Below are 24,674 nucleotides of genomic sequence, written 5' to 3'. Positions count from 1 at the left end.
CGGGCGTGAACCCGGCGTGGTAATATTGCGATTTTCTGCGGGTGGCTAGAGCTTGTTGTCCGCAATGCGCAACTGACGGGCACGGGACAGGATGGCATCTTCGACCGCGCGGGCCGTGGCCGCGCTGACCGGAGCGCCGCCGCTGGTCTGCAGCGACACCGACAAAGAGCGTGCCGCCAGCGCCGGATCACTAATATGCACGGTCGCACGATATTGACGCCCACCACCCGGAGGTGTGCCGTAACCCGTTACGATCACACCGGTAAACGGATCGACCTCTTGGATGGGCAGGAAATTCAAAACGTCCAACGACGCGGCCCACAAGTACCGATTTACATTTGTAACCTGCTCGGCATTTCCATTGTCGAACAAATCCCAAATGGTCGAACGTTCAGGATCGTTGAATTCTTGTTCGTCAGAGTTGCCGCCAGTCGCGACAACATTCGGATTGGGCGATGCCCCCCGATTCTCTCCGCAAGCCGACACGGCAGCAGTCACTATGATCAAACCGAAAATCGTCTGCAGGCGCATCGTCGACTGGTCCTGTTCACTAAGGTCTACATTGTCAGATGTTACTCCTAGACAAGGACCCGTTCAGCAACAACCCTATTATTGTCGCATTTACGTGGGTTCAGCGTCGGTCAGGTGCACAAAACGGACTGTGGCATCCTTGCACCAATTTTCTGCCAATGCGGTCAATTCATTTATGCCAAGCTTGCGTGTCAGGGGCAAAAAGAGCGAAACGGTTCCCGTGCTGAGACATGTGCTGAGGCATGTGTCGAGTAGAAAAACTTTTGAAACCGAGGGAAACAAGATGAAAAAAGTTCTCTTCGCATCGACCGCTCTGATCGCAACCGCCGGTATGGCCGCGGCTGAGTCCGGTGTAAATCTGAGCGGTTACGGCCGTTTTGGTATCGGCTACGTTGAAGATCGTACCGGTGCTGTGCCGAACGTAAACACCAACGTGACCACCACCCAAATCGTTAACGGTGCTATCGTTCAGACAACTGGCCAAACCACTGCAGGCACCGCAGTTGTCGACACCGACGACGCGATCCTGGTTTCGCGCTTCCGTCTGAACATCGACGGTTTCACCGAAACCGACGGTGGCGTTCGCTTTGAAGGCCGTGTTCGTCTGCAAGCTGACGAAAACTCCGCCAACGGCGAAGCCAACTCGGCTGGCCTGAACGGCGCACGCTTCTCGGTCATCTACGGTGGTCTGCGTGTTGACGCCGGCAACGTAGCAGGTTCGTTCGACAACCTGGCAAACTACTACGGCAACGAAATCGGTCTGGAACTGTTCGCAGGTCAGTACTCGGGTGTTAACTACAACTTCCTGGCGTACTCCTCGACCGGTTCGGGCGCAAACGCTGTGTTCTTCCAGTACGCAGTTGGCGACTTCGCATTCGGTGCGTCGTATGACCAAGCCACTGTTGCTCTGAACGGTGTTGCAACCGACGCCGACCGTTGGGACGTGAGCGCGACCTACACCTTCAACAACATCACCGCAGCTGTGGCCTATGGTCAAACTGACGGCGGCGCCGGCAGCGACCCGAGCCTGACCGTTCTGACCCTGGGTGGTGAATGGGGTGACTTCGGCGGTACGCTGTTCGTTGCAGACGACGCCACCGAAATCGACGCAACTGACGGCACCGCATGGGGTCTGTCGGCTTCCTACAACCTGGGCGCCGCAACCACCCTGCTGTTCGCTTACGGCGACGGTAACGCAGAAGCTGACCTGCAGCAGGTTGCTCTGGGTGCGATCTACGACCTGGGCGGCGGTGCTTCGCTGCGCGGTGGTATCGGTGTAAACGACTGCGACTCCTGCTCGGACTCGTCGATCGTTGCCGACTTCGGTGCACAGTTCAACTTCTAAGTTGATCTGAAACCGCAAGGTTTAAGGGCAGGTCTTCGGACCTGCCCTTTTCTTTTGTGCCGACATGGTGTTTTTCTGCGCTCAAAGCAGATTGAGGAATCCAATGTCGCTGCAAGATATCACTGCACGTATCGCCAAAGCCGAATCCGCCGCGGGGCGGGCCCCGGGATCAGTCAAATTGATCGCGGTGTCCAAGGTGCAGCCGAACGAACGGGTGCAGGCTGTTCTGGATCAGGGGCATCGGTGTTTCGGTGAAAACCGGGTGCAAGAGGCAGCAGGCAAGTGGCCGGGCTTTACCGCGCAATTCCCGGATGTCGATCTGCATCTGATCGGCCCGCTACAAACCAATAAAGCCCGGCAGGCGATGGACCTGTTCAGTACCATCCACTCGGTCGACCGGCCTAAGCTGGCCAAGACGTTGGCCCGGCTGGCGCAAGAGGTCGGTTCGTGCCCGGACCTTTTCATTCAGGTCAATACCGGGGAAGAGGAACAAAAGGCGGGTATTCTGCCTGCCGATGCTGATGCCTTCGTTAAAGAATGCCGGGGCCTGGACCTGCCTGTTCAGGGGCTGATGTGCATCCCGCCGGTCGACGAAGAGCCAGCGCTGCATTTTGCCCTGCTGGCCAAGATTGCCGAGCGCAATGGCCTTCAGGGCCTGTCGATGGGTATGAGTGGGGATTTCGAAAAGGCCATAACGCTTGGCGCAACCCATGTGCGCGTCGGCTCTGCCATTTTTGGCGAACGGGTCAGGCCTCAGGAATAATCAGCCGCGTGCCCAGCGACACCCTGCCCGCAATCCAGTGCAGGTTGTCGCGTTGGAAGGCGACGCAGCCTTCGGTCGGATAGCCGAGGCGCCGCCACTGGTGGATGAAGATTGCCGATCCATGGCCGGGCACGGCGTTGGGCCAGTTCCAGTCAGTGATAAGCACCAGATCATAAAGGGGATCGGCACGGCGCAGCTTTTCATGGCTAAAGGCATAGGGCGCGGTGACCAGGTGGTTATAGTTGCTGTCCCTCACGTCATCCGACCATAAGTCGCGCGGACCGATGGGAATCGCCCATTCAGCCGGTTTTGAAATCCGATCTGGGCGGTACAGCATTCCGACGATGTGATGCGTGCCAGTGGGCGTGGCGCCGTCGCCTTCACGCTTGGTGTTGCTTAGGCCGCCTTTGCCAACCGAGCAGGGAAAGACTCGCCCTGCAAACCTTACACCCCGCGGGGTCAGCACCAGATCTGCAGGCGTCACAGCAGGTGCCCGGACTTGGCCGCTTTGGTTGCCAGATACCCTCGATTATGGGCGGTTTCACCGACCTTCAGGGGCACACGTTCGGTCACGGCAATCCCGGTCTTTTCCATCATGGCGATTTTGGCGGGGTTGTTGGTCAGCAACCGGACCGAGTTGAACCCCAGCGATTTCAGGATATCTGAGCCCAGCCGGAAATCCCTTTCATCATCCTCGAAACCCAAACGGTGATTGGCCTCGACCGTATCGAATCCCTGATCCTGCAGGAAATAGGCGCGCATTTTGTTGGCCAGGCCAATCCCGCGCCCTTCTTGGTTGAGGTACAGCAGAACCCCGGACCCTTCCGAGCCCATCTGCGCAAGCGCCCCTCGCAATTGGGGACCACAATCGCATTTAAGACTGCCCATCAGGTCACCGGTAAAACAGGCCGAATGCAGTCGCGCCAGGACCGGCTTGTCGCGATCCGGGCGGCCGATTTCGACGGCGTAATGCTCTTCGCCACCATCCTCGGGGCGGAAGACGTGCAGCCGCCCGGCTTCGGACACTTCCATCGGCAGGCGAGCCGCAACTACTTCGTGCAGTTCACTGCGATCCGCCAGATGCGGCGCGGCGCGAGTGTGGTCGATGCATGTCAGGCCATGTGCCGCAGCAAAGCTGCGCCCGTTCTCGACAGAAACAACAACTGCTGCAGGCAGCAGACGTGCTGATTTGGCCAGGGCAATCGCGATACGGTGCAGATTGGCGTGGCCCTGACGCTCGGTCATCAGGGGTCCTTTCATCGGTGCATTCAGATCGTCCGATGGATCGGCCACGGCCTGAACCCAGGCAATATCTGCATCTGCCGGAATGATCACCCGGGCCAGATCACCGTCGTAAGCCCGCGCTTTCAGCGTCTCGGCCCGGCGCATAGTGACGGCAACAACCGGCTCACCTCCAAGACCGCGCAGATCCGCAAGCCGCTGGGCGCTCAGCGTCTCGGTCGCAACGGCCAGCACGCTTAGGCCGCTGTCATCGGTCAGGGCAACCGGAACCCCCATGCGCAGGTCCGCGCGCGCCCGCGCCAGCAATTCTGAAATATCCGGGACAAGACTCATCTGTGTTACCCTGTAACCTTCCGGCCTTCCTGTAGCCTGATAAGACGGAAATGTGAAACATTTCCTCCGCGTCAGACACGAGGGCGTGAAACCATTGCAGTAAACCTTGTTGATTGCATCTTCTGCACGCAAGTGGTGGAAAAGGCTTAGGAGGACCGCACATGGCTCAGCTCAAGAAAATCCTGCTGGTGGATGACGACGAAGACCTGCGCGAGGCGCTCAGTGAGCAACTTGTGATGACCGAGGACTTCGACGTGTTCGAAGCCCATGACGGGGCATCCGCGATGGAACGCGCGCGTGAAGCGATTTACGACCTGGTCATTCTGGACGTCGGCCTGCCGGATACTGATGGGCGAGAGCTGTGCCGCCTTATGCGCAAGCAGGGCGTCAAAAGCCCGATTCTGATGCTGACCGGCCATGACAGCGACGCGGATACCATTCTGGGTCTGGATGCGGGTGCCAACGACTACGTCTCTAAGCCGTTCAAGTTTCCGGTTCTGCTGGCTCGCATTCGTGCTCAGCTTCGCCAGCACGAACAGTCCGAGGACGCGGTGTTCGTTCTGGGGCCCTACACCTTCAAGCCTGCGATGAAGATGCTGATCACCGAAGATGATCGCAAGATTCGGCTGACCGAGAAAGAAACCAACATTCTCAAGTTCCTGTACCGCTCGACCGATGGCGTGGTTGCCCGCGACGTGCTGCTGCACGAGGTCTGGGGCTATAACGCCGGGGTCACCACCCACACGCTTGAAACCCACATCTATCGCCTGCGCCAGAAGATCGAGCCCGATCCGTCGAACGCCCGCCTTTTGGTCACAGAATCGGGCGGATATCGACTGGTCTCTTAACTCGTTGTGGATTGACGTGGATCAAAGTGATACTCTGGATGTGTAATTAGATTTCTCCCAACCCGCGCATGTCCGGGTTAAGACATGCACCTCCCTGTTGGACTGCCGGGCCTTATGGCCCGGCTTTTTTTGTGTTGGTGAAGCTGGCTCAACGCGGCTGGTTTTAAGGACAGCTTACCCGTCCTTATGGCGTTGCCTCAGTTTTGAGGTTGTCGAAGTCATTCCGCAATGGCGCGGTGTCATAAATGATAGTCAGTTTTTCAAACTTGTTTCCCGCGTCGTTCATTTCGAACACATCTACACATTCGAACGACACTTGTTTCCCATCCGCCAATGTCCATTGGTAACGAAAGTGCAAGGCGATCGACTGGGACGTTTCTGACGTGTCAAATACGTTTAACAGTGTGGTTTCCGAATTTGTCGTATCTCGGAAAAGATCGGCATAGAAATCATGAGCTGTCTGCACACCGTAAAGCGGTGAAACAACTGTGGCGCCGTTAACAAAAAGGGCGCGAACCTTATCCAAATCCCCTTCGTTCAGGGTGTTCAGGTATTCGGTGCAAAGCTGCATAGGAGTCATTTCAAAGTCCTTTTTAGTGCCGCAACCTGAATGATTGATAACTCAAACCGCCAAGGCGCGGCGGTTTGGATCAACAACGAAGTCCACCGCCTTATGTTTGGCGATAGGAATAAACTTGGCAGTTTGGAATACGCTGGTTGATCATGGGCGGCGGCTTAATCCTGGTAACGCGATAAGTCAATTGACGCTTGGCCTTCGGTTCAAACACTCGCAATCCGGGCGCAGAATGCTGCATTCTTTTGGCATGGCGTCTTTTTCCGCAGCGCGCTAACCTCCGCCCAACCCGCGACAGAGGAATCCCCCATGCCTTTCACCCTTGCCACCTGGAACATCAACTCGGTCCGCCTGCGCGAGCCCATCGTGCTGAAACTGCTGCAGGAAGAGGCTCCGGATGTTCTGTGTCTGCAAGAGTGTAAATCGCCGGTCGAAAAGATCCCGACCGAAGGGTTTGCCGAGCTGGGCTATACCCACATGGTTGCGCGCGGGCAGAAGGGGTATAACGGCGTCGCCATCCTGTCGCGCTTGCCGATGCAAGAGGTGGGCGACAAGGACTTCGCCGGTCTTGGTCATGCCCGGCATATTGCAGGACGGTTGGAAAACGGCGTCACCATCCACAACTTCTACGTCCCCGCGGGCGGGGATATCCCGGACCGCGAAAAGAACGAGAAGTTCGGGCAAAAGCTCGATTACCTCACCGATATGCGCGATTGGTTCCACGCGGAAAAGCCCGAGAAGTCCATTTTGGTCGGTGACCTGAACATTGCCCCGCGTGAGGATGACGTGTGGTCGCATAAACAACTGCTCAAGGTCGTCTCGCACACGCCGATCGAGGTGGAACAACTGGCCGAAACGCAGGATGCGGGCGGCTGGGTTGATGTCACGCGCCAGGACATCCCCGAAGGTCAGCTTTATAGCTGGTGGTCTTATCGGGCCCGCGACTGGGATGCGGCGGATAAGGGACGGCGGCTGGATCACGTCTGGGCCACGCCCGATATTTCCAACGCGGGCCATTCCAGCCGCATCTTGCGTGACGCGCGCGGGTGGGAGAAACCCAGCGACCACGCGCCCGTTTTTGCCAGTTTCGATCTGTAAAGCCGCAACTCTGCCCTTGGTTTCTGCAACAAGCGGTTGCATATAGGGCGCAAGTTCGAACCGGAGAGTGAATGCCATGGACCTTCTGAACGCCGCAGCCAGCCCAGATGCCGATCTGATCAAGGACGGAACCGAAGCCACGTTCATGGCCGACGTGGTCGAAACCTCGCAAGAGATCCCGGTCATAGTGGATTTCTGGGCACCTTGGTGCGGCCCGTGCAAGACGCTGGGTCCATTGCTGGAAGAGGCTGTGACCGCCGCCAAGGGCGCGGTGAAGATGGTAAAGATCAACGTGGACGAGGCGCAGATGATCGCCGGTCAACTACGCATTCAATCGATCCCCACCGTCTACGCATTTTTCAAAGGCCAGCCTGTGGATGGGTTTCAGGGCGCACTGCCGGGCTCCGAGATCAAGGCATTTGTCGACCGTGTGATCGAGGCCGCAGGTGGCGAAAGCCCCGGTGGCCAACTGGATGAAGCTGTTGCCGCCGCCGAAGAAATGCTGGCCGAAGGCGCGGCTACGGACGCGGCCCAAACCTTTGCCGCCATTCTGGGCGAAGATCCCAACCATGCGGGCGCTTATGGCGGGCTGGTGCGTGCTCATATTGCGGCAGGTGATCTGGAACAGGCCGAGGCAATCCTGAATGGTGCTCCGGCCGAGATTTCCTCATCGCCCGAGTTGGAAGCCGCCCATGCACAGCTGGAGCTGGCCAAACAGGCCGCTGATGCCGGCCCCGTAGCCGAACTGACCGCAGCGGTTGAGGCCGAGCCTGACAACCATCAGGCGCGTTTCGATCTGGCGCAGGCATTGCACGCCAATGGCGATGTGGAAGAAGCCGTCGCACAGCTGCTGGACCTGTTCCGCCGCGACCGCGAATGGAATGATGGTGCCGCCAAGGCTCAGCTGTTCACCATCTTCGACGCGCTCAAGCCCAATGATCCGATTGTTCTGAACGGGCGGCGCAAACTCAGCTCGATGATATTTGCCTAATTCCGGATCAGAGCTACACTCGGATACATGATGCATCCCGCTGATCTGCCGGAAACGGTATCCGTTTTTCCATTGCCCGGGGCGCTGTTGCTGCCCCGTTCGCGCCTGCCGCTGCATATTTTCGAGCCGCGCTATCTGCAAATGCTGGACGATGCCCTGAAAACGCAGGAGCGCCTGATCGGTATGGTGCAGCCGAACCCAAGTCAGAGCGATGAAAACAAGCTGCACCAGATCGGCTGCGCCGGGCGGGTGACGCAGTTTTCCGAAACCGAAGATGGCCGCTACCTGATCACGCTGACCGGTATTTCCCGGTTCCGCATCTCCTCTGAGCTGGACGCCTTCACGCCCTACCGCCGCTGTGCCGTGTCCTGGGGTGGGTTTGACCGTGATCTGGGCAAGACCGAGCGGGATGACGGCTTCGACCGCTCGCAGTTTTTATATCTGCTGGAACGCTTTTTCGCCTCGCGTCAGTTGTCGACGGATTGGGAGTCGCTGAAAGACGCCGATGATGAGTTGTTGGTTAACTCACTGTCGATGCTGCTGGACTTCGACCCCGAAGAAAAGCAGGCGCTGCTTGAAGCGCCTTGCCTGCGCACCCGGCGCGAGACCTTGGTGACGTTGATAGAATTCGCCATGCGCGGCGGAACGAACGAGGAAAAACTGCAATGACCGAGCCCGAACACCCCTTTGACCGCCACATGCTTGAGGCGCTGATCTGTCCGCAGACGCACACCACGCTGCACTATGACGCCGAAAAGCAAGAACTGGTGTCCAAAGCGGCCGGTCTGGCCTTTCCGATCCGCAATGGAATCCCGGTGATGTTGGTCGACGAGGCGCGCCAGCTCGACTAAATCGGGCGGCCCTGTAGCAGTTTCGGCAGGTCTCCGGTCAACCCGGCGGCCTCGCGCACGAAACCGCGGCGCAGACCGGGCAGAGAGCCGACGATCCCCATCCCGATATCGCGCCCCATGCGCAGTAGTGGATTGTCGTTGGAAAACAGCTTGTTGAACACGTCCGTTGCCATCGCCAGCGCTGCTGTGTCAAAGCGGCGCCATTCCTGATAGCGCTCTAGTACCAGAACCGAGCCGATGTCTTCGCCCCGGCGCCCGGCCAGCGTCAGCACCTCAGCCAAAGCGCCGACATCGCGCAGACCCGCGTTCAGACCTTGCCCAGCGATGGGGTGCATGCCGTGGGCGGCGTCTCCGACCAGCGCCATGCGGTCGCCGATAAAGGAATTTGCGATGGTCAGGTTCAGCGGATAGGTGAACCGGTCGCCCTGCAGGCGGATATCGCCCAGAAAATCCCCGAACCGAGGGCGCAGAACCTGCAGATACTCGGCCTCGGGCAGGGCGTTGATGCGCTGTGCTGCCTCAGACCGTTCGCTCCAGACAATCGAGCTGCGATTGCCGGTCAGCGGCAGGATCGCCAGCGGGCCGGGTGGCATGAAAAACTGATGTGCGACGCCGTGATGGGGCAGGTCGTGTTCGATGGCACAAACCAGAGCGGTTTGGCCGTAATCCCAACCGCTGCGTTTAATGTCAGCGCGCGATGCTGTGCCGCTGCGGCGGCCATCACAACCCACCAACAGTCCACCGCTGACGGTGCTGCCATCGTCCAGTGTCAGGGTCACACCAGTTGCGTCAGCCTCTTGCGCGACGACGGTCCGGCCATTGATCCGGGTGATGTTCTGTTCCTCGGCCATTGCGTCCAGAAAGGCGCGGCGCAGGTGGCGATCCTCAACCATATAGCCCATCGGGCCTTCTTCGATCTCGGCATGATCGAAATGCATGAAAAACGGCGACGGTCCGGCACCTGCATGCCCGTCGGTGACCTTGATCTCCAACATTGGCTGGGCGTGTTCGGCGACCCGATCCCATACCCCGATTGCATCCAGCAGGCGTTGCGACGCCAATGCCAGCGCATAGGCGCGCCCGTCAAAGGCTGCGTTCTTGCGCACTGTTTCGGCCAACGCGTCAATTACCACAACGGAATGCCCCGTCTGCGCCAGTGCCAGGGCCAGGGCCGGGCCATTCAGGCCGCCGCCAACAATCAGGATATCGGTCTTCTGTTCCATGCCCCGCAATATGCGCGCCCTTTCGGGATTGTCCATGTGCGGTCCTGTCGCTACCGTCCGATGAACGCGATTTTTCAAAGGGGGCGGGGATGCAGGACTGGCTGACCATGACGGCGTGTGATCTGGGTCGGGGCATCGGCATGGGGCGGATCGACCCCGTTGAACTGACCGAGACCTATCTGTCCGCCATCGATGAGCACTCCCATCTCGACCGGATCTATGCTCGCGTGACCCACGACCGCGCCCGCGCAGAAGCCAAGGCGGCGCAAGAACGCGCTAAGCTGGGTCTGCGCCTGTCGTTGTTGGACGGCGTGCCGATCAGCTGGAAAGACCTGTTCGACACCGCCGGAACCGCGACCGAGGCCGGATCGGCCCTGTTGAAAGGCCGGGTCCCCGAGGCTGACGCGGTTGTCCTGCGCAATGCAACCGCAATGGGGGCCGTCTGTCTGGGCAAAACCCACATGAGCGAGCTTGCCTTTTCCGGGCTGGGCTTGAACCCGGTCACCGGAACCCCGCCTTGTGTAAACGATGAAGAGGCCGTTTCTGGTGGCTCGTCCTCAGGGGCTGCGGCATCGGTGGCCTGGGGGTTGGCGGCCGGTGGCATAGGCTCGGACACGGGCGGGTCGGTGCGCATCCCGGCAGCGTGGAACAATCTGGTCGGGCTAAAAACCACCGCCGGGCGCGTCAGTCTGGAAGGGGTGGTGCCCTTGTGTTTGCGTTTCGATACCGCTGGCCCGCTGGCGCGGTCTGTCGAAGACGCGGTGCAATTGCTGGCGATGATGGAAGGGAATGCTCCAGCCGATCTGCGCGGCGCCAGCCTGAAAGGTCGTTGCTTTGCCGACCTGCAGAACGTGGCTCAGGACGATCTGCGGGATGCCCCGCGAAAGGCATACGAGGATGCTTTGGACCGCTTGCGGGATGCGGGCGCTGAAATCGTGCCTCTTGAAGTGCCCGAGTTGAACGAGGCGATGGGCCTGTCCGGTATCCTCTATACAACCGAAGCCTACGGGCTTTGGCGCGACGTGATCGAGGCCAACCCGGACGCCATGTACCCCGAAATTCTGGAACGCTTCCGTGCGGGCAAAAACGTCTCTGGCCCTGACTATATTGCAGCCTGGTCCAAGCTGAAGGCCAGCCGTGCCGCGTGGGACGCAGCCACTGCCGGATTCGATGCGGTTCTGGCTCCGACGGCCCCAATCCTGCCGCCGAATCTGGACAGGTTGATGAACGATCATGACTACTACGTCACCGAAAACCTGCTGGCGCTGCGCAACACGCGGATTGGCAATCTGATGGGGTTGGCGGCACTGACCTTGCCTACGTCAACACCCGGCTGCGGGCTGATGATGATGGGCTATCCGGGGTCGGAAGAAGCTCTGTTGCGGCTCGGATCAGCCGCCGAGGCTGCTTTGGCCTGAATGCCACAATCCCCTGATTCGGCACCTCTTTGTCTGGACGAAGCGGGGTGTGACCTGTAATCTGCCAAAAAAACGGGGCGAAAATGATCCCGGCATTGAGGCAACAGTTATGAATTTCCCCGAGCGGTTTTCGAACCTACCGGAATACGCATTCCCGCGTTTGCGCACCCTGTTGGACCACCACCAACCGGGCGGCGATGTGATTCACATGACCATCGGCGCGCCGATGCATGACTTCCCGGCTTGGGTGACAGATGTGATCACCGAAAACGCCGCCGGGTTTCAGGGCTATCCGCCGAATGAGGGCTCGCCCGAGCTGCGGGGGGCGATCACCGACTGGATTGCGCGCCGCTATGGTGTGCAGATCGACCTCGACACCAACGTGATGGCCCTGAACGGCACGCGCGAAGGGCTGTATAACGCCGCCATGGCGCTGTGCCCCGAGGAAAAAAACGGCCAAAAACCGGTCATCCTGTGCCCGAACCCGTTCTATCAGGTCTATATGGTCGCCTCGATCTCGGTCCGGGCTGAACCGGTATTCGTGCCCGCCACAGCCGCAACCGGCCATCTGCCAGACTATGCAGGCCTGCCCGAAGACGTTCTGAACCGCACCGTCGCAGCCTATATCTGTTCGCCCGCAAACCCGCAGGGGGCGGTTGCTTCACACGACTATTGGGTCGAGCTGATCCAACTAGCCGAGAAGTACGATTTCCGTATTTTCGCCGACGAATGTTATTCCGAGATCTACCGTGATGAGGCCCCTACCGGGGCGCTGACCGTGGCGCAGGAACTGGGTGCAGACCCTGAACGGGTGACGCTGTTCAACTCGCTGTCGAAACGATCAAACTTGGCCGGCCTGCGGTCAGGCCTGATTGCGGGTGGGCCGGAAACCATCAAACGCGTCAAGCAATTGCGCAACTATGCAGGCGCACCGTTGCCGTTGCCGTTGCAGGCTGCTGCGGCCCGGGTTTGGGCCGACGAAGAACATGTGGCTCAGAACCGTGCGCTCTATCAGGAAAAATACGCGATTGCCGATGAGGTGTTTGCGGGCCTTCAGGGCTATATGCCGCCCGATGCCGGGTTTTTCTTGTGGTTGCCGGTCGAAAACGGTGAAGAAACTGCATTGAAGGTCTGGAAACAGACCGGTGTCCGGGTGTTGCCGGGCGCATATCTTTCTCAAGGTGATCCGGGGCAAAACCCGGGCGAGCAATTTATCCGGGTCGCTCTGGTGGCCCCAAAAACAGAGTTGCAGCAAGGGCTGATCAAGCTCCGCGACTGCATCTATTCGTGAGGTACGAGGGCAAAATGGCATCATTGAACGCGCGCAACCGTGATCCATTGTTGGACAGCACGACTCAGGCTGCAATTGAGCGGCGCAGTAAGGAACTGATTGGGATCGCCCTGATCCTGCTGGGGCTGGCTGCTGCAGCAATGATCTGGTCCTACACACCCGATGACCCGAACTGGATGGTGTCGACCGATGCGCCGGTGCAGAACTGGATGGGGCGGATTGGTGCCTCGATCGCGGCACCCTTGTTCATGATCGTGGGTTGGGGCAGCTGGAGTATCGCGCTGGTGCTGATCGGCTGGGGTGTACGTTTTGCCGGGCACTTCGGTGAAGACCGTGCCATCGCGCGGCTGATCTTTGCGCCGATCTGGATTGCTGTTGTTTCGGTATATGCCGCGACACTGGTGCCCGGTGAGGCTTGGCGCGCGACCCATAGCTTTGGTCTTGGTGGTCTGTTTGGTGACACCGTGATGGGTGCGCTCCTAACGCTGCTGCCGATCTCTTCGCATTTCATGGTCAAGCTGATGTCGCTGGCAATGGCTGCCGGGATGCTGGTGCTGGGTGTCTTTGTTCTTGGCTTCACTAAGGCCGATGTGCGCAGGGGGTTTCGCGCCTTCCTGCTAGGTTTGGTGATGGCCTACGACATGCTAATGAACATGCTGGGTCGTGGCGCTGCCGCCACCGCGCAGGCCGCGCGCGACCGTCGCGCGCAATGGGATGAACGCAAAACCGCCCGCGCCGATGCCGTTTTTGATGATGAGATTGCCTTTGAGGACCCGATCTTCGAAGAACCGGCATTTGACGAACCCGAGCCCGCAAAAACCGGTCTGCTGGCACGGATGCCAAGCCTGATCCGCCGCCCGGAACCGATGCCTGAACCCGAACTGGTTGATCCCGAACCCATTGCGGGCTTTGATGAGATGCCGGGCGAGGATCGCATCCGATCCAAGATTTCCGCCGCTGTGCGCAATCGCAAGGTCGCCGCGGGTGAGATGGCACCCGAGCATGACCCGAACCTGCCGCTGACCAAGGGGCGGGGCCGCGGACCGGACCCCCTGATCCTGAACCCCCGAGGTGGGGACGAACTGCCGCCCGAGCCGCCCATGACCTCGGCCGGCCTGCCGCCTGAGCCGATGCTGACCGCAGAGCCCGCGCCCGAATGGCAGCAGGAACCGCTGCATGAGGACTTCGCGCCTGAGCCGGATTTCGAAGACGAAGCGGGGTTCGAAGATGCGCCTCTGCCCGAACCCGAACCGCAACCACGCCCGGCAATGAAAATCCCGGTGGCCGAGCCGCGCAAGCCGGTGGTGGCCCAGCCTGTACGCCGCACCCCACCGCCGTCGCGTCGCGCTCAGGCCGAGGCGCAGCCTGCTCTGTCATTCGAAGATCGGCACGCGGATTTCGAACTGCCGCCGCTGGGCCTGCTATCGAACCCGGCCAGCATTCAACGCCACCACCTCAGTGATGAGGCGCTGGAGGAAAACGCACGGATGCTAGAAAACGTGCTGGATGATTACGGTGTGAAGGGCGAGATCGTAAGTGTGCGCCCCGGTCCTGTTGTCACTATGTATGAACTGGAACCCGCTCCGGGCTTGAAAGCCAGCCGTGTGATCGGTCTGGCGGACGATATCGCACGCTCAATGTCCGCCCTGTCGGCGCGGGTTTCGACCCTGCCGGGCCGCTCGGTGATCGGTATCGAACTGCCGAACGAAAACCGTGAGATGGTGGTGTTGCGTGAGATCCTCGCCAGCCGAGATTTTGGCGATGGCAACCACGCGCTGCCGTTGGCGCTGGGCAAGGATATCGGCGGTGAGTCTGTGGTGGCGAACCTGGCGAAAATGCCTCACCTGCTGATCGCGGGGACCACGGGTTCCGGTAAGTCGGTGGCGATCAATACGATGATTCTGTCGCTGCTGTATAAGCTGACACCGGATGAATGTCGGTTGATCATGATCGACCCCAAGATGCTGGAACTGTCGGTTTATGACGGCATTCCGCACCTGCTGTCACCCGTTGTGACCGACCCGAAAAAGGCGGTTGTAGCCCTGAAATGGGTCGTGGGCGAGATGGAAGATCGTTACCGGAAGATGTCCAAAATGGGCGTCCGCAACATCGCCGGCTACAACGGCCGCGTAAAGGACGCGTTGGCCAAGGGCGAGATGTTCAGCCGCACGGTCCAGACCGGGTTCGACGATGAAACCGGAGAACCGGTGTTCGAGACCGAGGAATTTGCACCCGAAGCGATGCCCTATATCGTCGTTATCGTCGACGAGATGGCCGACCTGATGATGGTTGCGGGCAAAGAGATCGAAGCCTGCATCCAGCGCCTTGCCCAGATGGCGCGAGCCTCGGGCATTCACCTGATTATGGCGACGCAGCGTCCGTCGGTCGATGTGATCACCGGCACGATCAAGGCGAACTTCCCGACGCGGATTTCGTTCCAGGTGACTTCGAAAGTCGACAGCCGTACCATTCTTGGCGAGATGGGTGCCGAGCAACTGCTGGGGCAGGGTGACATGCTCTATATGGCCGGTGGTGCCAAAATCACCCGTTGCCACGGGCCCTTTGTCTCGGATGAAGAGGTCGAGGAAATCGTGAACCACCTGAAACAGTTCGGTCCCCCGGATTACATGAGCGGCGTGGTTGATGGCCCCGCCGAAGAGAAAGCCGACAATATCGACGCCGTTCTGGGCCTGAACACCGGTGGCAACACCAACGGTGAGGATGCTCTGTACGATCAGGCGGTGGCGATTGTGATCAAGGATCGCAAATGCTCGACCTCTTACATCCAGCGAAAACTTGCCATTGGCTACAACAAAGCCGCGCGGTTGGTTGAGCAAATGGAAGACGAAGGCGTTGTTTCGGCGGCAAATCACGTCGGTAAGCGGGAAATCCTCGTCCCGGAGCAGTAGGATATTTAATAACAAGGGCAAAGCGCTTATCTGGGTCTCATGAAACAGATTGCTTTTGCCCTTGCTTTGACACTGGCCGCACCCGCCGCATGGGCGGCGGATAAGCTTCCGCTGTCGCAGATTTCCAACTATCTGAACGGTCTGAAAACCGTTCAGACTACATTCACTCAGGTCAATGATGATGGCTCGCTGAGCACCGGCAAGCTGTGGTTACAACGGCCTGGCAAGATGCGGTTCGAATATGATCCGCCCAACAGCGGCGTGGTCTTGGTCAACACGGGTACGGTGCAGATTTTTGACCCCAAGTCGAACCAACCGGCCGAGCAATACCCGCTGAACCGGACGCCTTTGTCATTGGTTCTGGCGCGGAACGTGAACCTGGGGCAGGCGAATATGGTCGTGGATCATGACTTTGACGGTACGGCCACGGTCGTGACCGCTCAAGACCCTAAGAATCCTGAATCAGGACGGATCGAACTGATGTTCACCGATAACCCGATCGAGCTGCGTAAATGGGTCATTCATGACAACGCGGGTATCCAGACAACCGTGCTGCTGGGGCAACTGGACACAGGTAAAAGCCTGAACCGCGATCTGTTCTCGAATTCGAAAAGAAGCGGGTCAGGCAATCGCTGACCCGCAAGCCCGTTAGTAGCGGCACCCGGACAGTTGCGCCTGATACAGCTTGGCGCGCGCGTCCACGTCATTGGCGACGTTCAGCAGCCATGTTTTACTGTAGTGGCTGCCGCGTGCGTAACCGGTGTGGCCCTCGTGATAGGCGAGGTACTGGTTACGCGTGTCGCTGGGATGAATGCCGTTCCGCTCGTAGCTTTTGTTCATGTACCAACCGATGAAGTCCGACGCATCGCGGATGCGATCCCGCTTGGCGCGGCGCTTGCCGGTTTCCTTTTGGTATTCTTCCCAAGTGCCATCCAGCGCCTGGCTGAAGCCATAGGCGCTACTTTGACGGCCCATCGGTATCACGCCCAGCACGTATTGATGCGGCGTGCGCGCGTCATGTTTATAGCGGCTTTCCTGATAGATCGTCGCCATCTGTACGTGAACGGGGACACCCCATTTACGCTCGGTGCTTTTGAAGGCCTTCATGAATTCGGGCCGTTCGCGCGCAATGCTGCACGCGTCATTCAACTTGCTGGGCGGCTGTTTGGAACCACCCCCACAGGATGCCAAAAGCAGCACCCCGAAGAGTACGAAAAGAATTCTGCTCATGTGCCTCGTGCCTTTTTCTTTTATTCTAGCGCAGATTGAGCTTTTAGGAAATCACAATCGTTACAGAACAATAGCCAGAATGAGAGGCAAAGCGCCGACAGACAGGATCGTCGAGATCATGACCATGCCCGCTACCGCATCTGCATCCGCGTCAAACCGTTCCGCCAACAGGTAAGACGTCACTGCGACTGGGGTGCACATCTGCAGGACCATCACGCCAAACGCGATGGAATCGAGACCGAAGAGTGCCGCCAAAGCCCATCCAAGGGCAAAACACACGACCAGTTTGATCATTGACAACCAGACAGCCTGCCCAATTTTCTGCGTCGTCAGGCGGGCGATTGCGACCCCGACCGTGATCAACATCATTGGAATTGCCATCTGACCCAACAGGTCCAGCGTGTTGGTCAAAAAAACCGGAGTTTGCCAACCGCGCCAAAGAAACAAGGCTCCTAACAGCGTTGCCCAGACCATTGGCTCGCGTGCCGCTTTGCCGAAACCGCCTTTCCCTGCCACCAAATAGATGCCGTATGTGAAAGACAGCAACGCAGTGACGGCCAGAAATATGACCGCATAGCCCAGCCCGGCCTGCCCAAAGGCAAAGACGCACAGCGGCAGGCCCAAATTTCCCGTATTCCCGAAAATCAGCGGAGACAGGTAGGTTCTGCGGTCCAATTCGCGTAGACGTACGAATACCTCAAACACGATTGCCAGCCCGACATGTCCTGCAATGGCGGCCAGTGTAAAGCGTGTCAGTTCTCCGGGCGGGATCTGGGTTTGCATCAGGGCCACAAAGATCAGACTGGGCACCGCAAGGGTCACGCCAAGACGGGTCACGAACTCCAGTCGGTACTCGAATCCCAGCTTGACCCAGGCAAATCCAATGCCTGCCAAAAGAAAGACCGGCGCCACGATTTCGAATACTGTCAGCAAGAGGTTCACAGACTGTTTCCTTTGAATTCAGATCAATGATTGGCTTTTCGGCCCGGAAACAGGTAGTAAGGCTATTGGGGGCAGAAACAATGCTGAAGACACATGCCAAGTACCGCCTGGGTCAGGTGGTCCGACACAAAAAACATCCCTTCCGAGGGGTGATTTTTGACGTGGATGCAGAGTTTTCGAACACCGAAGAATGGTATCAGGCCATCCCCGAAGACAGCCGCCCGATCAAGGATCAGCCGTTTTACCACCTGTTGGCGGAGAACGACCAATCCTTCTATGTTGCTTATGTTTCAGAACAAAATCTGGTTGCGGACCAGTCGGGCGAGCCGGTTGAGCACCCCGATATCCCCGATATGTTCGGTCCGTTCGAAAATGGATCCTACCCGTTGCATTTCAACCTGAACTGAGGTCGACTGGCCGCGCATTCGCCGGTCAATACCCAAGCGCGCAACCGTCTTTGCGAGGGTCACTTGCGCCCTGCAGCACGCCATTTTCACAGATTCGGATGGCTTGTGCTCCACCCAGTGGAGTTTCCGGGACCTCGACAGTGTGCCCAAATTCACACAATTGTTGAGCCGCTTCGGGCGAAATTCCGCGTTCCAGCTTCAATACGCCATTGTCTGCAAAAGCGCGTGGTGCATCGATGCTAGCCTGCATACCCAGCCCGTGGTCGGTTAAGTTAGACACGAACCGAGCGTGACCGGTGGGCTGATAGGCGCCGCCCATCACTCCGAACGGCATCAGAACTCGACCATTTTGCTTCAGTAGACCGGGAATGATCGTGTGCATCGGGCGTTTGCCGCCGCCCAGCTCGTTGGGGTGACCCGCCTGCAGGGTGAAGCCAGCGCCCCGGTTCTGCAGGAGAATTCCGTATTTTTCGGACGCGATCCCGGACCCGAAACTGTGAAAGATAGAGTAGATTAGCGACACCGCCATCCTGTCCCGATCTACCACGGTGATATAGACGGTGTCTTTGTGAATGGACTCGGTCAGCGGCGCTGCAGCAGGCATCGCGCGTTTCGGGTCGATCAGCGCGGCCAGCTTGTTGGCCACATCCTGATCCAGAAACCGATCCGCATGAGATGTGTGATCGGGATCGGCGATGAACCGGTTGCGGGCGTCATAGGCCAGTTTTGAGGCCTCGGCCTCGATATGCAGGCGTTCGGCCCCGAACGGGTCCATGCTGGCAAGGCCGAAATTCTTCAGGATGTTCAGCAGCAATATCGCGGTGGCGCCTTGACCGTTGGGCGGATGCTCGACCAAATCCAGCCCGTTATAGGGGCCGCTAACCGGAAGAGTTTTGGTACAGCCAGTGGCCTGAAAATCCTCGGCCGTGTGGGTGCCTCCCCGTTGCGTAAGTGCCGCGATCATATCCTCGGCGATGTCGCCGGAATAAAAAGCATCCCGCCCGTTTTGGGCAATCTGGCGCAGAACCTCGGCCTGACCGGGGGATCGAAATATCTGCCCGGCTTCCGGGGCCTTGTCATCGATCAGATAATGCGCCCGCGCCGCGCCCTGCAGGGTTGTTGCACTGGCCTGCCAATCCATTGCGACTCTCGGTGCAACCGGCACACCGGTTTCGGCATAGTGAATGGCGGGTCGCAGAATGGCGTCCAAACCCAGCTTGCCCTCGGTTTCTGCCAGGTGACAGAACGCATCGACCGCGCCGGGAATGGTCACCGCATCCGCCGTGTTCAGAGGCACCGCCGTTAGTCCTTGTGCCCGCAGTCGCTCCGCATCAGCTGCGGCAGGCGCGCGGCCCGAGCCGTTCAGGGCACGGACCTCGTCCTCTCCGGCACGGTTGAACAGGACAAAGCAATCGCCGCCCAAGCCGGTCATCTGTGGTTCGCAAATGCCCAACAGAACTGCACCGGCAATGGCCGCATCCATAGCGTTGCCGCCACGTGCAAGAATATCCACGGCTACCTTTGCGGCCAGTGGGTGCGACGTTGCGCACATCCCTTCGGTCGCCAGAACTTCGGATCGGCCCGGAGTGTGAAAATCCCGCATGATGCTTTTCCCTGATTTGAACGCGACGAAGGTATCGTGCGGTCGGTCGTTGTCCAGTCACATGAGGGAGAAGTTCCTCGGCGCCGTTCACTGGGTGGGGGCTGTGACACTTGGCGCCGAGGGAAGCTATCTGAGCTACAAGTTTCTTTTTGTCCGTTGTTTGCGGCGCCACAATGGTTCGATCTGGGCCTTATTGTGACGTTTTCTTGCCGTCAGGCAGGATCGGGGAAGTCAAAGCGTAGCGACAATCGGTTGCAGCCATCCGAGCGTTCGTACCGAATGTCACTGGTCAATTCGTGGATCAAGAACCAGCCGAAACCACCTTCGGGCAGGTCTTCAATGGCTGATCCCAACGGCGCCGGAACCCCATCCGGCACCCGAAAACCGGGCAAGGGGTTGCCGGTGTCCGAGATCAGAATGTCCAGCCAGTTCCGATGCAGACGGCAGCGCACCTGAACCTTCGCGGGCGTGACATCAGCATAGGCGTGCTCCACCACATTGTTGATCGCCTCTGCCAAAGCGATTTTCACATCCCCCGCCTTGTGCTGCGGCAGCCCCTGTGTCGCCAGACATCTGCTGAGTTGCGCAATTCCGGCGCTGGCCTCAGATTCGGTCGCTGCAAAGCTCAGATCCAAACATTTGCCGTCACACATGGGCATTGGGCCTATTCAGATAGTCACGTGGGTCAGCTGGTGGCCGTCGACAGGGCGTCATCCAGCGTCGGGTACAGTTTGAACACCGTATCCATGCGGGTCAGTCGAAACACCTTTTCGACAAAGGGATGCAGCCCGGCCAGATCCAGCCTGCGGTCGTTGCCTAGCTGTTTCATCGAGGCGACGATGGCGCCCAGCCCACTTGAATCTATGAACTCCACACTGCTCAGGTCCAGCACCACTCTTATGGCGCCGCCTTCGGCCTCGTTGCGCATGTCCTCTTTGAACTGAATGGCCATGGCGGCATCAATTCGGTCGGAATGGACTTTGATAATCTGGGTTGCGTCGGTCGTTGTGCTGGTCAGGGCCATGCGCGACGGTCCTTTAATCTGAATATCGCTGGTAGAAATACGCTAGACGGCAAATCTTACTATTCGGTATCCATCCAACGGGAAAGAGGAGGATCATGCCGATGAAACAGGTTGTTATCGCCGGGGCCGCGCGCACACCCATGGGAGGGTTTCAAGGGATGTTCGACGGTGTGGCCGCCGCCGAGCTGGGCGGAACTGCCATCCGGGCCGCGTTGCAGGGCGCGGGGGCTGATACTGTGGATGAGGTGCTGATGGGCTGCGTTCTTCCCGCCGGTCAGGGTCAGGCTCCTGCGCGGCAGGCCGGTTTTGCGGCGGGTCTGGGTGAAGAAGTTCCCGCCACGACCTTGAACAAGATGTGCGGGTCAGGGATGAAAGCAGCGATGATGGCTTTTGACCAGATCGCCTTGGGTTATGCGGATACGATGATTGCAGGCGGGATGGAAAGCATGACCAACGCCCCCTATCTGCTGCCAAAGATGCGCGGTGGTGCGCGGATCGGGCATGGTAAGGTGGTCGATCACATGTTTCTGGACGGGCTCGAGGATGCCTATGACAAGGGTCGCCTGATGGGCACTTTCGCCGAGGACTGCGCCGAAGCCTATCAATTTACCCGCGAGGCACAAGACGAATACGCGTTGCAATCGCTGTCCAACGCTCTGTCCGCACAGGAAAACGGGGCCTTCGAGGGTGAGATTACGCCGGTCACAACCCGCACCCGCAAGGGCGAGGTCATCTTTGCCGAAGACGAACAACCGCAATCCGCGCGGCCGGACAAAATCCCGACGCTGAAACCTGCCTTCCGTAAGGATGGTACGGTGACGGCGGCCAACTCCTCATCGATCTCTGACGGAGCTGCCTCTTTGGTGCTGGCTTCGACCGATGCCGCCGAGGCGCAGGGGTTGACCGTACGCGCCCGGATCGTTGGACACGCCAGCCACGCGCAAGCACCCGGCCTGTTTACAACCGCGCCTGTCCCTGCGGCGCAAAAGCTGCTTTCGGCCATCGGTTGGTCCAAAGACGAAGTGGATTTGTGGGAAGTGAACGAGGCCTTTGCCGTCGTCCCCATGGCTTTCATGCACGAAATGGGCCTGCCGCGGGACAAGGTGAACGTGAACGGCGGTGCCTGTGCTTTGGGCCACCCGATCGGCGCGTCCGGTGCGCGGATCATGGTTACGCTGCTGAACGCGTTGGAAAAGCGAAACCTTAAACGCGGTGTGGCTGCCATCTGCATTGGTGGCGGGGAAGGCACGGCTATTGCCATTGAACGCGTTTGACGCTTTATCTTTTTCCACATACTCCGGGGGGTGAGTTGAGCCAAACGCTCACAAGGGGGGCAGCGCCCCCGCCCAGCCGGGGAAAGACTGACAATGACCGTTGATTATGACACGCTCGCCAAGACCATTGCCGCCTTGACCGAAGGCGAAACGGATCAGGTTGCCCTGATGGCCACGATTGCCTGCGAGGTGCATCATGCCGACGACCGCTTCGACTGGACCGGGTTCTACCGGGTGACCGAACCGGGCGTTCTGAAAATCGGCCCCTATCAGGGCGGGCATGGCTGTCTGGTTATCCCTTTTGGTCGTGGCGTCTGCGGCGCGGCGGCGCGAACCGGGGAGGTGCAATTGGTGCCCGACGTGGATGCGTTTCCGGGCCACATCGCCTGTGCCTCGTCCACCCGATCGGAATTGGTGTTGCCAGTGCGGGATGCGGCGGGCGAAATCATTGCCGTGTTCGACATCGATAGCGACCAGCCTGACGCATTCCGGAACGAGGATGAGGAGATGCTGAGTGCAATTCTCTCACGGGTTTTTGCCCATGCTTGACACGATTGTTCTGGAGCGTGGGAACGGAGACCTGCAAATGCAGGGGGCATCTGCGTTGAAACGCAAGGGTTAAGCACGATGAAGTTCTTCTGTATCGGGCTCACAAAAACCGGAACCACGTCTTTTAACAGCCTGATGAGCAGCATTGGCTACAAGACCCATGGGTATTCTAGAAAACTGTTGAACGAATACCTGGATCAGGGTGGGATCGGTCCGAATATTCGCCTTGCAATCGACGAGCATGACGCCTTCGATGATTGGCCTTGGCCGTTTCTGTACCGCGAGATTTTACAAGAGTTCGGGGATGACGCCGTCTTTGTTCTCACGCGGCGCAGTTCCCCGGAGGCCTGGCTTGCGTCGATTAAACGTTACTCTCTCAGCGCCCGTACCCAATGGATTCGCCAGGTTACATATGGGACCGAGTTCCCACACGGGTTCGAAGAACACTATCTAACCCGGTACAACAGCCACCTGGAAGAAGTTCGCGCGCATTTTGGCGAAGCTGGTGCGCTGGACCAACTCATCGATGTCGAGATTGGTACGCCTGACATGTCGGACGCGATCGCGAAGCTGACCAACAAACAAATTCCGGATCATTCGGTTCCTCACCAAAACCCGACGGTGCCGCGTAAAAGGGTTGCTCAGGAGAACATTCGGAAAATTAATCGAACCTTACTGGGGTTGGGTAAGCGACCAATTACCCTGCAGGAGGCAGGTTTCAGGGAAAGCTGACGGATTGGGGGAGATTGTGAGCTTCCGTCCTTTCACGCGCGCGCGTTAGTCGGTTTAGGTTGCAACCAACTGAAGTCGGCTTGGGTTGCGATCATGTAGAATATCGTAGCCTGCACCCCGAGGATCGCAAACAGCCACATGGAAAACCCACGCATGCGGGTTTTATGGCGGAACATCCAGCGCCCCAACACTGCACCAGGGCTGCCGCCAAGCGCGGCCAGCCATAGTAGCCGCCGTTCTGGAATTCTGCTTCTGCGCCGCCGTGCGCGGGCCTTGTCCCATGCAAATGCCAATAGCGTCAGGGCGTTAATCACCCAAAGATAAATCACTGCAATCCACATAGCCTTGGCATAAACAGGCCTGCTTTTCCGCGCAAATGAAAAAACTATTGGAAATTTCACGAATCTGCGCCATCGTGAAAAACAAGAGAGAAATTTCACCAGAATCGGAGCGGCACGTGAACACTCAGGCCCCACACAGCGCGACGCTCGGTGCGGATATCCGCGCTTTGCGCAAGGCACGCGGGCTGACGTTGACTGAAATTGCCGAACGTCTGAATCGCTCGGTCGGGTGGCTCAGCCAGGTCGAGCGGGACATGTCGGACCCATCGATCTCGGATCTTCGGCAGATTGCTGAATGTCTGGGTGTGCCGATGTCGATGCTTTTTGCGCATTCCTCTGTGCCGGCAGACGAGCAGGGTTATGTCGTGCGCGCCGGGTCACGCCGCCCGATGGGTTCGGGCGAGGAAGGGCTGATCGAAGAACTGCTGTCACCGGATTTGACCGACGAATTCGAAGTGGTGCACTCAACGTTCGAGCCATTCTCAAAAATGCAGACGCCAGCCAACCGCCCTACGCAAGAGGTCGGCTATATGGCGTCAGGACGTTTGGACTTGGTGATTGGGGAACGGGCGTTTTCGGTCGGTCCGGGGGACAGTTTCCGCATCAAGAACGAGCCTTACCAATGGGCCAACCCCTATGATGAGCCTGCAGTGGCCATCTGGGTCATCGCACCGCCAGTGTACTGACATGTCGGATGCGGTCTTCAACACTTGTGGCGCAGCGCCGACATCTGCCCATGCGCCCGCAGCAAGGAGGTAATCCCATGCATACCGGTTCCTGCCTTTGCGGCGCTGTTTCGTTTGCCATTGACGGTGATCTGTCGCCGCCCTCGGCCTGCCATTGCGGCCAATGCCGCAAGCAGTCGGGTCATGTCTGGACCTCGACCTCGACCCATCAGGACAACCTGAGTTTTACCTCCAGCGACACGCTGCGCTGGTTCCGGGCCTCGGATATTGCCCGGCGCGGTTTTTGCAGCGCCTGCGGGTCGTTCCTGTTCTGGCAGCACAATGACGAAGACACAATTTCGATTTCCATGGGCGCTTTGAGCGAACCCACCGGACTGCACCTCGCCCGGCACATCTTTGTGGCCGACAAGGGCGACTACTACGACATCACAGACGATCTGCCTCAAGAGGCACAGTAAAAGAGGATCCA

General features: G+C 58.8%; 28 protein-coding genes. 17 read left to right on the top strand and 11 right to left on the bottom strand.

The annotated features are described in order from the left end of the window. Positions 1 to 45 precede the first annotated feature (45 nt). Positions 46 to 531: a DUF3576 domain-containing protein gene (locus ACXAGD_RS15015; protein WP_475211656.1), complete on the bottom strand. Its 486-nt coding sequence runs from the start codon at positions 529 to 531 to the stop codon at positions 46 to 48. Between the two features lie 283 nt (positions 532 to 814). Between ACXAGD_RS15015 and ACXAGD_RS15010 the strand changes: the two genes are divergently transcribed. Together ACXAGD_RS15010 and ACXAGD_RS15005 are read left to right on the top strand one after the other, a co-directional pair. After that, a complete protein-coding gene (locus ACXAGD_RS15010; RefSeq protein ID WP_475211655.1) occupies positions 815 to 1,876 on the top strand; it encodes a porin in 1,062 nt (353 codons plus the stop codon). Positions 1,877 to 1,979: 103 nt separating this feature from the next. Next, entirely contained in the window at positions 1,980 to 2,639 is a 660-nt protein-coding gene (locus ACXAGD_RS15005; protein WP_475211654.1) for a YggS family pyridoxal phosphate-dependent enzyme, read from the top strand. On the opposite strand, the gene ACXAGD_RS15000 is transcribed toward ACXAGD_RS15005, so the two are convergent. Then, positions 2,623 to 3,123, bottom strand: a complete 501-nt coding sequence (locus tag ACXAGD_RS15000; protein WP_475211653.1) for a L,D-transpeptidase family protein — start codon at positions 3,121 to 3,123, stop codon at positions 2,623 to 2,625. The two genes, ACXAGD_RS15005 and ACXAGD_RS15000, sit on opposite strands and share 17 nt — an antisense overlap. Beyond that, positions 3,120 to 4,214 carry a GTP cyclohydrolase II gene (gene ribA, locus ACXAGD_RS14995; protein WP_475211652.1) on the bottom strand — a complete coding sequence of 365 codons (1,095 nt, stop codon included), beginning with the start codon at positions 4,212 to 4,214 and terminating at the stop codon, positions 3,120 to 3,122. The genes ACXAGD_RS15000 and ribA overlap by 4 nt, the downstream gene beginning before the upstream one ends. Positions 4,215 to 4,375: 161 nt before the next feature. Between ribA and ACXAGD_RS14990 the strand changes: the two genes are divergently transcribed. Beyond that, on the top strand, positions 4,376 to 5,062 hold the full coding sequence (locus tag ACXAGD_RS14990) for a response regulator transcription factor (protein ID WP_170328103.1): 687 nt from the start codon (positions 4,376 to 4,378) through the stop codon (positions 5,060 to 5,062). A gap of 184 nt (positions 5,063 to 5,246) precedes the next feature. On the opposite strand, the gene ACXAGD_RS14985 is transcribed toward ACXAGD_RS14990, so the two are convergent. After that, positions 5,247 to 5,642 (bottom strand): nuclear transport factor 2 family protein, encoded by a 396-nt coding sequence (locus ACXAGD_RS14985; protein ID WP_475211651.1) that lies wholly within the window; start codon positions 5,640 to 5,642, stop codon positions 5,247 to 5,249. A 303-nt stretch (positions 5,643 to 5,945) separates the two neighbouring features. On the opposite strand from ACXAGD_RS14985, the gene ACXAGD_RS14980 reads away from it, so the two are divergent. From ACXAGD_RS14980 to ACXAGD_RS14965, 4 genes are all read left to right on the top strand, one after another. Continuing rightward, on the top strand, positions 5,946 to 6,734 hold the full coding sequence (locus tag ACXAGD_RS14980; protein ID WP_475211650.1) for an exodeoxyribonuclease III: 789 nt from the start codon (positions 5,946 to 5,948) through the stop codon (positions 6,732 to 6,734). Positions 6,735 to 6,810: 76 nt separating this feature from the next. Further along, complete coding sequence (locus ACXAGD_RS14975) at positions 6,811 to 7,725, top strand: tetratricopeptide repeat protein (RefSeq protein WP_475211649.1); 915 nt, start codon at positions 6,811 to 6,813, stop codon at positions 7,723 to 7,725. 27 nt (positions 7,726 to 7,752) lie between these two features. Beyond that, positions 7,753 to 8,394: an LON peptidase substrate-binding domain-containing protein gene (locus ACXAGD_RS14970; RefSeq protein ID WP_475211648.1), complete on the top strand. Its 642-nt coding sequence runs from the start codon at positions 7,753 to 7,755 to the stop codon at positions 8,392 to 8,394. Continuing rightward, entirely contained in the window at positions 8,391 to 8,576 is a 186-nt protein-coding gene (locus ACXAGD_RS14965) for a Trm112 family protein (protein WP_475211647.1), read from the top strand. Before ACXAGD_RS14970 ends, ACXAGD_RS14965 begins: the two co-directional genes overlap by 4 nt. On the opposite strand, the gene ACXAGD_RS14960 is transcribed toward ACXAGD_RS14965, so the two are convergent. Beyond that, on the bottom strand, positions 8,573 to 9,799 hold the full coding sequence (locus tag ACXAGD_RS14960) for an FAD-dependent monooxygenase (protein WP_475211646.1): 1,227 nt from the start codon (positions 9,797 to 9,799) through the stop codon (positions 8,573 to 8,575). The two genes, ACXAGD_RS14965 and ACXAGD_RS14960, sit on opposite strands and share 4 nt — an antisense overlap. 89 nt (positions 9,800 to 9,888) lie before the next feature. Between ACXAGD_RS14960 and ACXAGD_RS14955 the strand changes: the two genes are divergently transcribed. From ACXAGD_RS14955 to ACXAGD_RS14940, 4 genes are all read left to right on the top strand, one after another. Then, positions 9,889 to 11,217, top strand: coding sequence for an amidase (locus tag ACXAGD_RS14955; RefSeq protein ID WP_475211645.1), 1,329 nt, complete (start codon positions 9,889 to 9,891; stop codon positions 11,215 to 11,217). A 109-nt stretch (positions 11,218 to 11,326) separates the two neighbouring features. Continuing rightward, the gene (locus tag ACXAGD_RS14950) at positions 11,327 to 12,508 is read left to right on the top strand and encodes an aminotransferase class I/II-fold pyridoxal phosphate-dependent enzyme (protein ID WP_475211644.1); all 1,182 of its coding nucleotides are present in this window, start codon (positions 11,327 to 11,329) and stop codon (positions 12,506 to 12,508) included. A gap of 14 nt (positions 12,509 to 12,522) precedes the next feature. After that, complete coding sequence (locus ACXAGD_RS14945) at positions 12,523 to 15,417, top strand: DNA translocase FtsK (RefSeq protein ID WP_475211643.1); 2,895 nt, start codon at positions 12,523 to 12,525, stop codon at positions 15,415 to 15,417. A 39-nt stretch (positions 15,418 to 15,456) separates the two neighbouring features. Continuing rightward, on the top strand, positions 15,457 to 16,053 hold the full coding sequence (locus ACXAGD_RS14940; RefSeq protein ID WP_475211642.1) for a LolA family protein: 597 nt from the start codon (positions 15,457 to 15,459) through the stop codon (positions 16,051 to 16,053). Between the two features lie 12 nt (positions 16,054 to 16,065). Here the strand turns inward: ACXAGD_RS14940 and ACXAGD_RS14935 are convergent, their stop codons facing one another. After that, complete coding sequence (locus ACXAGD_RS14935; protein ID WP_475211641.1) at positions 16,066 to 16,647, bottom strand: transglycosylase SLT domain-containing protein; 582 nt, start codon at positions 16,645 to 16,647, stop codon at positions 16,066 to 16,068. Between the two features lie 60 nt (positions 16,648 to 16,707). Beyond that, positions 16,708 to 17,589 carry an AEC family transporter gene (locus ACXAGD_RS14930; RefSeq protein WP_475211640.1) on the bottom strand — a complete coding sequence of 294 codons (882 nt, stop codon included), beginning with the start codon at positions 17,587 to 17,589 and terminating at the stop codon, positions 16,708 to 16,710. An 80-nt stretch (positions 17,590 to 17,669) separates the two neighbouring features. Between ACXAGD_RS14930 and hspQ the strand changes: the two genes are divergently transcribed. Next, positions 17,670 to 17,996: a heat shock protein HspQ gene (gene hspQ, locus ACXAGD_RS14925; protein WP_421596800.1), complete on the top strand. Its 327-nt coding sequence runs from the start codon at positions 17,670 to 17,672 to the stop codon at positions 17,994 to 17,996. A 25-nt stretch (positions 17,997 to 18,021) separates the two neighbouring features. On the opposite strand, the gene ACXAGD_RS14920 is transcribed toward hspQ, so the two are convergent. The 3 genes from ACXAGD_RS14920 to ACXAGD_RS14910 all read right to left on the bottom strand — a co-directional run bounded on the left by ACXAGD_RS14920 (position 18,022) and on the right by ACXAGD_RS14910 (position 20,623). After that, a complete protein-coding gene (locus ACXAGD_RS14920; RefSeq protein WP_475211639.1) occupies positions 18,022 to 19,599 on the bottom strand; it encodes a gamma-glutamyltransferase family protein in 1,578 nt (525 codons plus the stop codon). A 212-nt stretch (positions 19,600 to 19,811) separates the two neighbouring features. Next, positions 19,812 to 20,252 carry an ATP-binding protein gene (locus tag ACXAGD_RS14915; RefSeq protein ID WP_475211638.1) on the bottom strand — a complete coding sequence of 147 codons (441 nt, stop codon included), beginning with the start codon at positions 20,250 to 20,252 and terminating at the stop codon, positions 19,812 to 19,814. A 32-nt stretch (positions 20,253 to 20,284) separates the two neighbouring features. Then, a complete protein-coding gene (locus ACXAGD_RS14910; protein WP_475211637.1) occupies positions 20,285 to 20,623 on the bottom strand; it encodes an STAS domain-containing protein in 339 nt (112 codons plus the stop codon). A gap of 101 nt (positions 20,624 to 20,724) precedes the next feature. Here ACXAGD_RS14910 and ACXAGD_RS14905 point away from each other — a divergent pair, with 101 nt between their 5' ends. The 3 genes from ACXAGD_RS14905 (at position 20,725) to ACXAGD_RS14895 (ending at position 23,178) form a co-directional block, all read left to right on the top strand. Then, positions 20,725 to 21,897, top strand: coding sequence for a thiolase family protein (locus ACXAGD_RS14905; protein WP_475211636.1), 1,173 nt, complete (start codon positions 20,725 to 20,727; stop codon positions 21,895 to 21,897). 93 nt (positions 21,898 to 21,990) lie between these two features. Continuing rightward, positions 21,991 to 22,446, top strand: coding sequence for a GAF domain-containing protein (locus ACXAGD_RS14900; RefSeq protein WP_475211635.1), 456 nt, complete (start codon positions 21,991 to 21,993; stop codon positions 22,444 to 22,446). Positions 22,447 to 22,524: 78 nt separating this feature from the next. Then, the gene (locus ACXAGD_RS14895; RefSeq protein ID WP_475211634.1) at positions 22,525 to 23,178 is read left to right on the top strand and encodes a sulfotransferase; all 654 of its coding nucleotides are present in this window, start codon (positions 22,525 to 22,527) and stop codon (positions 23,176 to 23,178) included. A 32-nt stretch (positions 23,179 to 23,210) separates the two neighbouring features. Here ACXAGD_RS14895 and ACXAGD_RS14890 read toward each other — a convergent pair whose 3' ends face one another. Beyond that, entirely contained in the window at positions 23,211 to 23,507 is a 297-nt protein-coding gene (locus ACXAGD_RS14890; protein WP_475211633.1) for a DUF1294 domain-containing protein, read from the bottom strand. 128 nt (positions 23,508 to 23,635) lie between these two features. On the opposite strand from ACXAGD_RS14890, the gene ACXAGD_RS14885 reads away from it, so the two are divergent. Then, positions 23,636 to 24,205, top strand: a complete 570-nt coding sequence (locus ACXAGD_RS14885; protein ID WP_475211632.1) for a helix-turn-helix domain-containing protein — start codon at positions 23,636 to 23,638, stop codon at positions 24,203 to 24,205. Positions 24,206 to 24,282: 77 nt separating this feature from the next. After that, entirely contained in the window at positions 24,283 to 24,663 is a 381-nt protein-coding gene (locus ACXAGD_RS14880) for a GFA family protein (RefSeq protein WP_475211631.1), read from the top strand. Positions 24,664 to 24,674 lie beyond the last annotated feature (11 nt).

Source organism: Ruegeria sp. ABF4_144, from assembly GCF_056160045.1.
The sequence above is the reverse complement of the archived record's forward strand: the minus strand, read 5'-3'. Positions and strand labels throughout refer to the sequence as shown.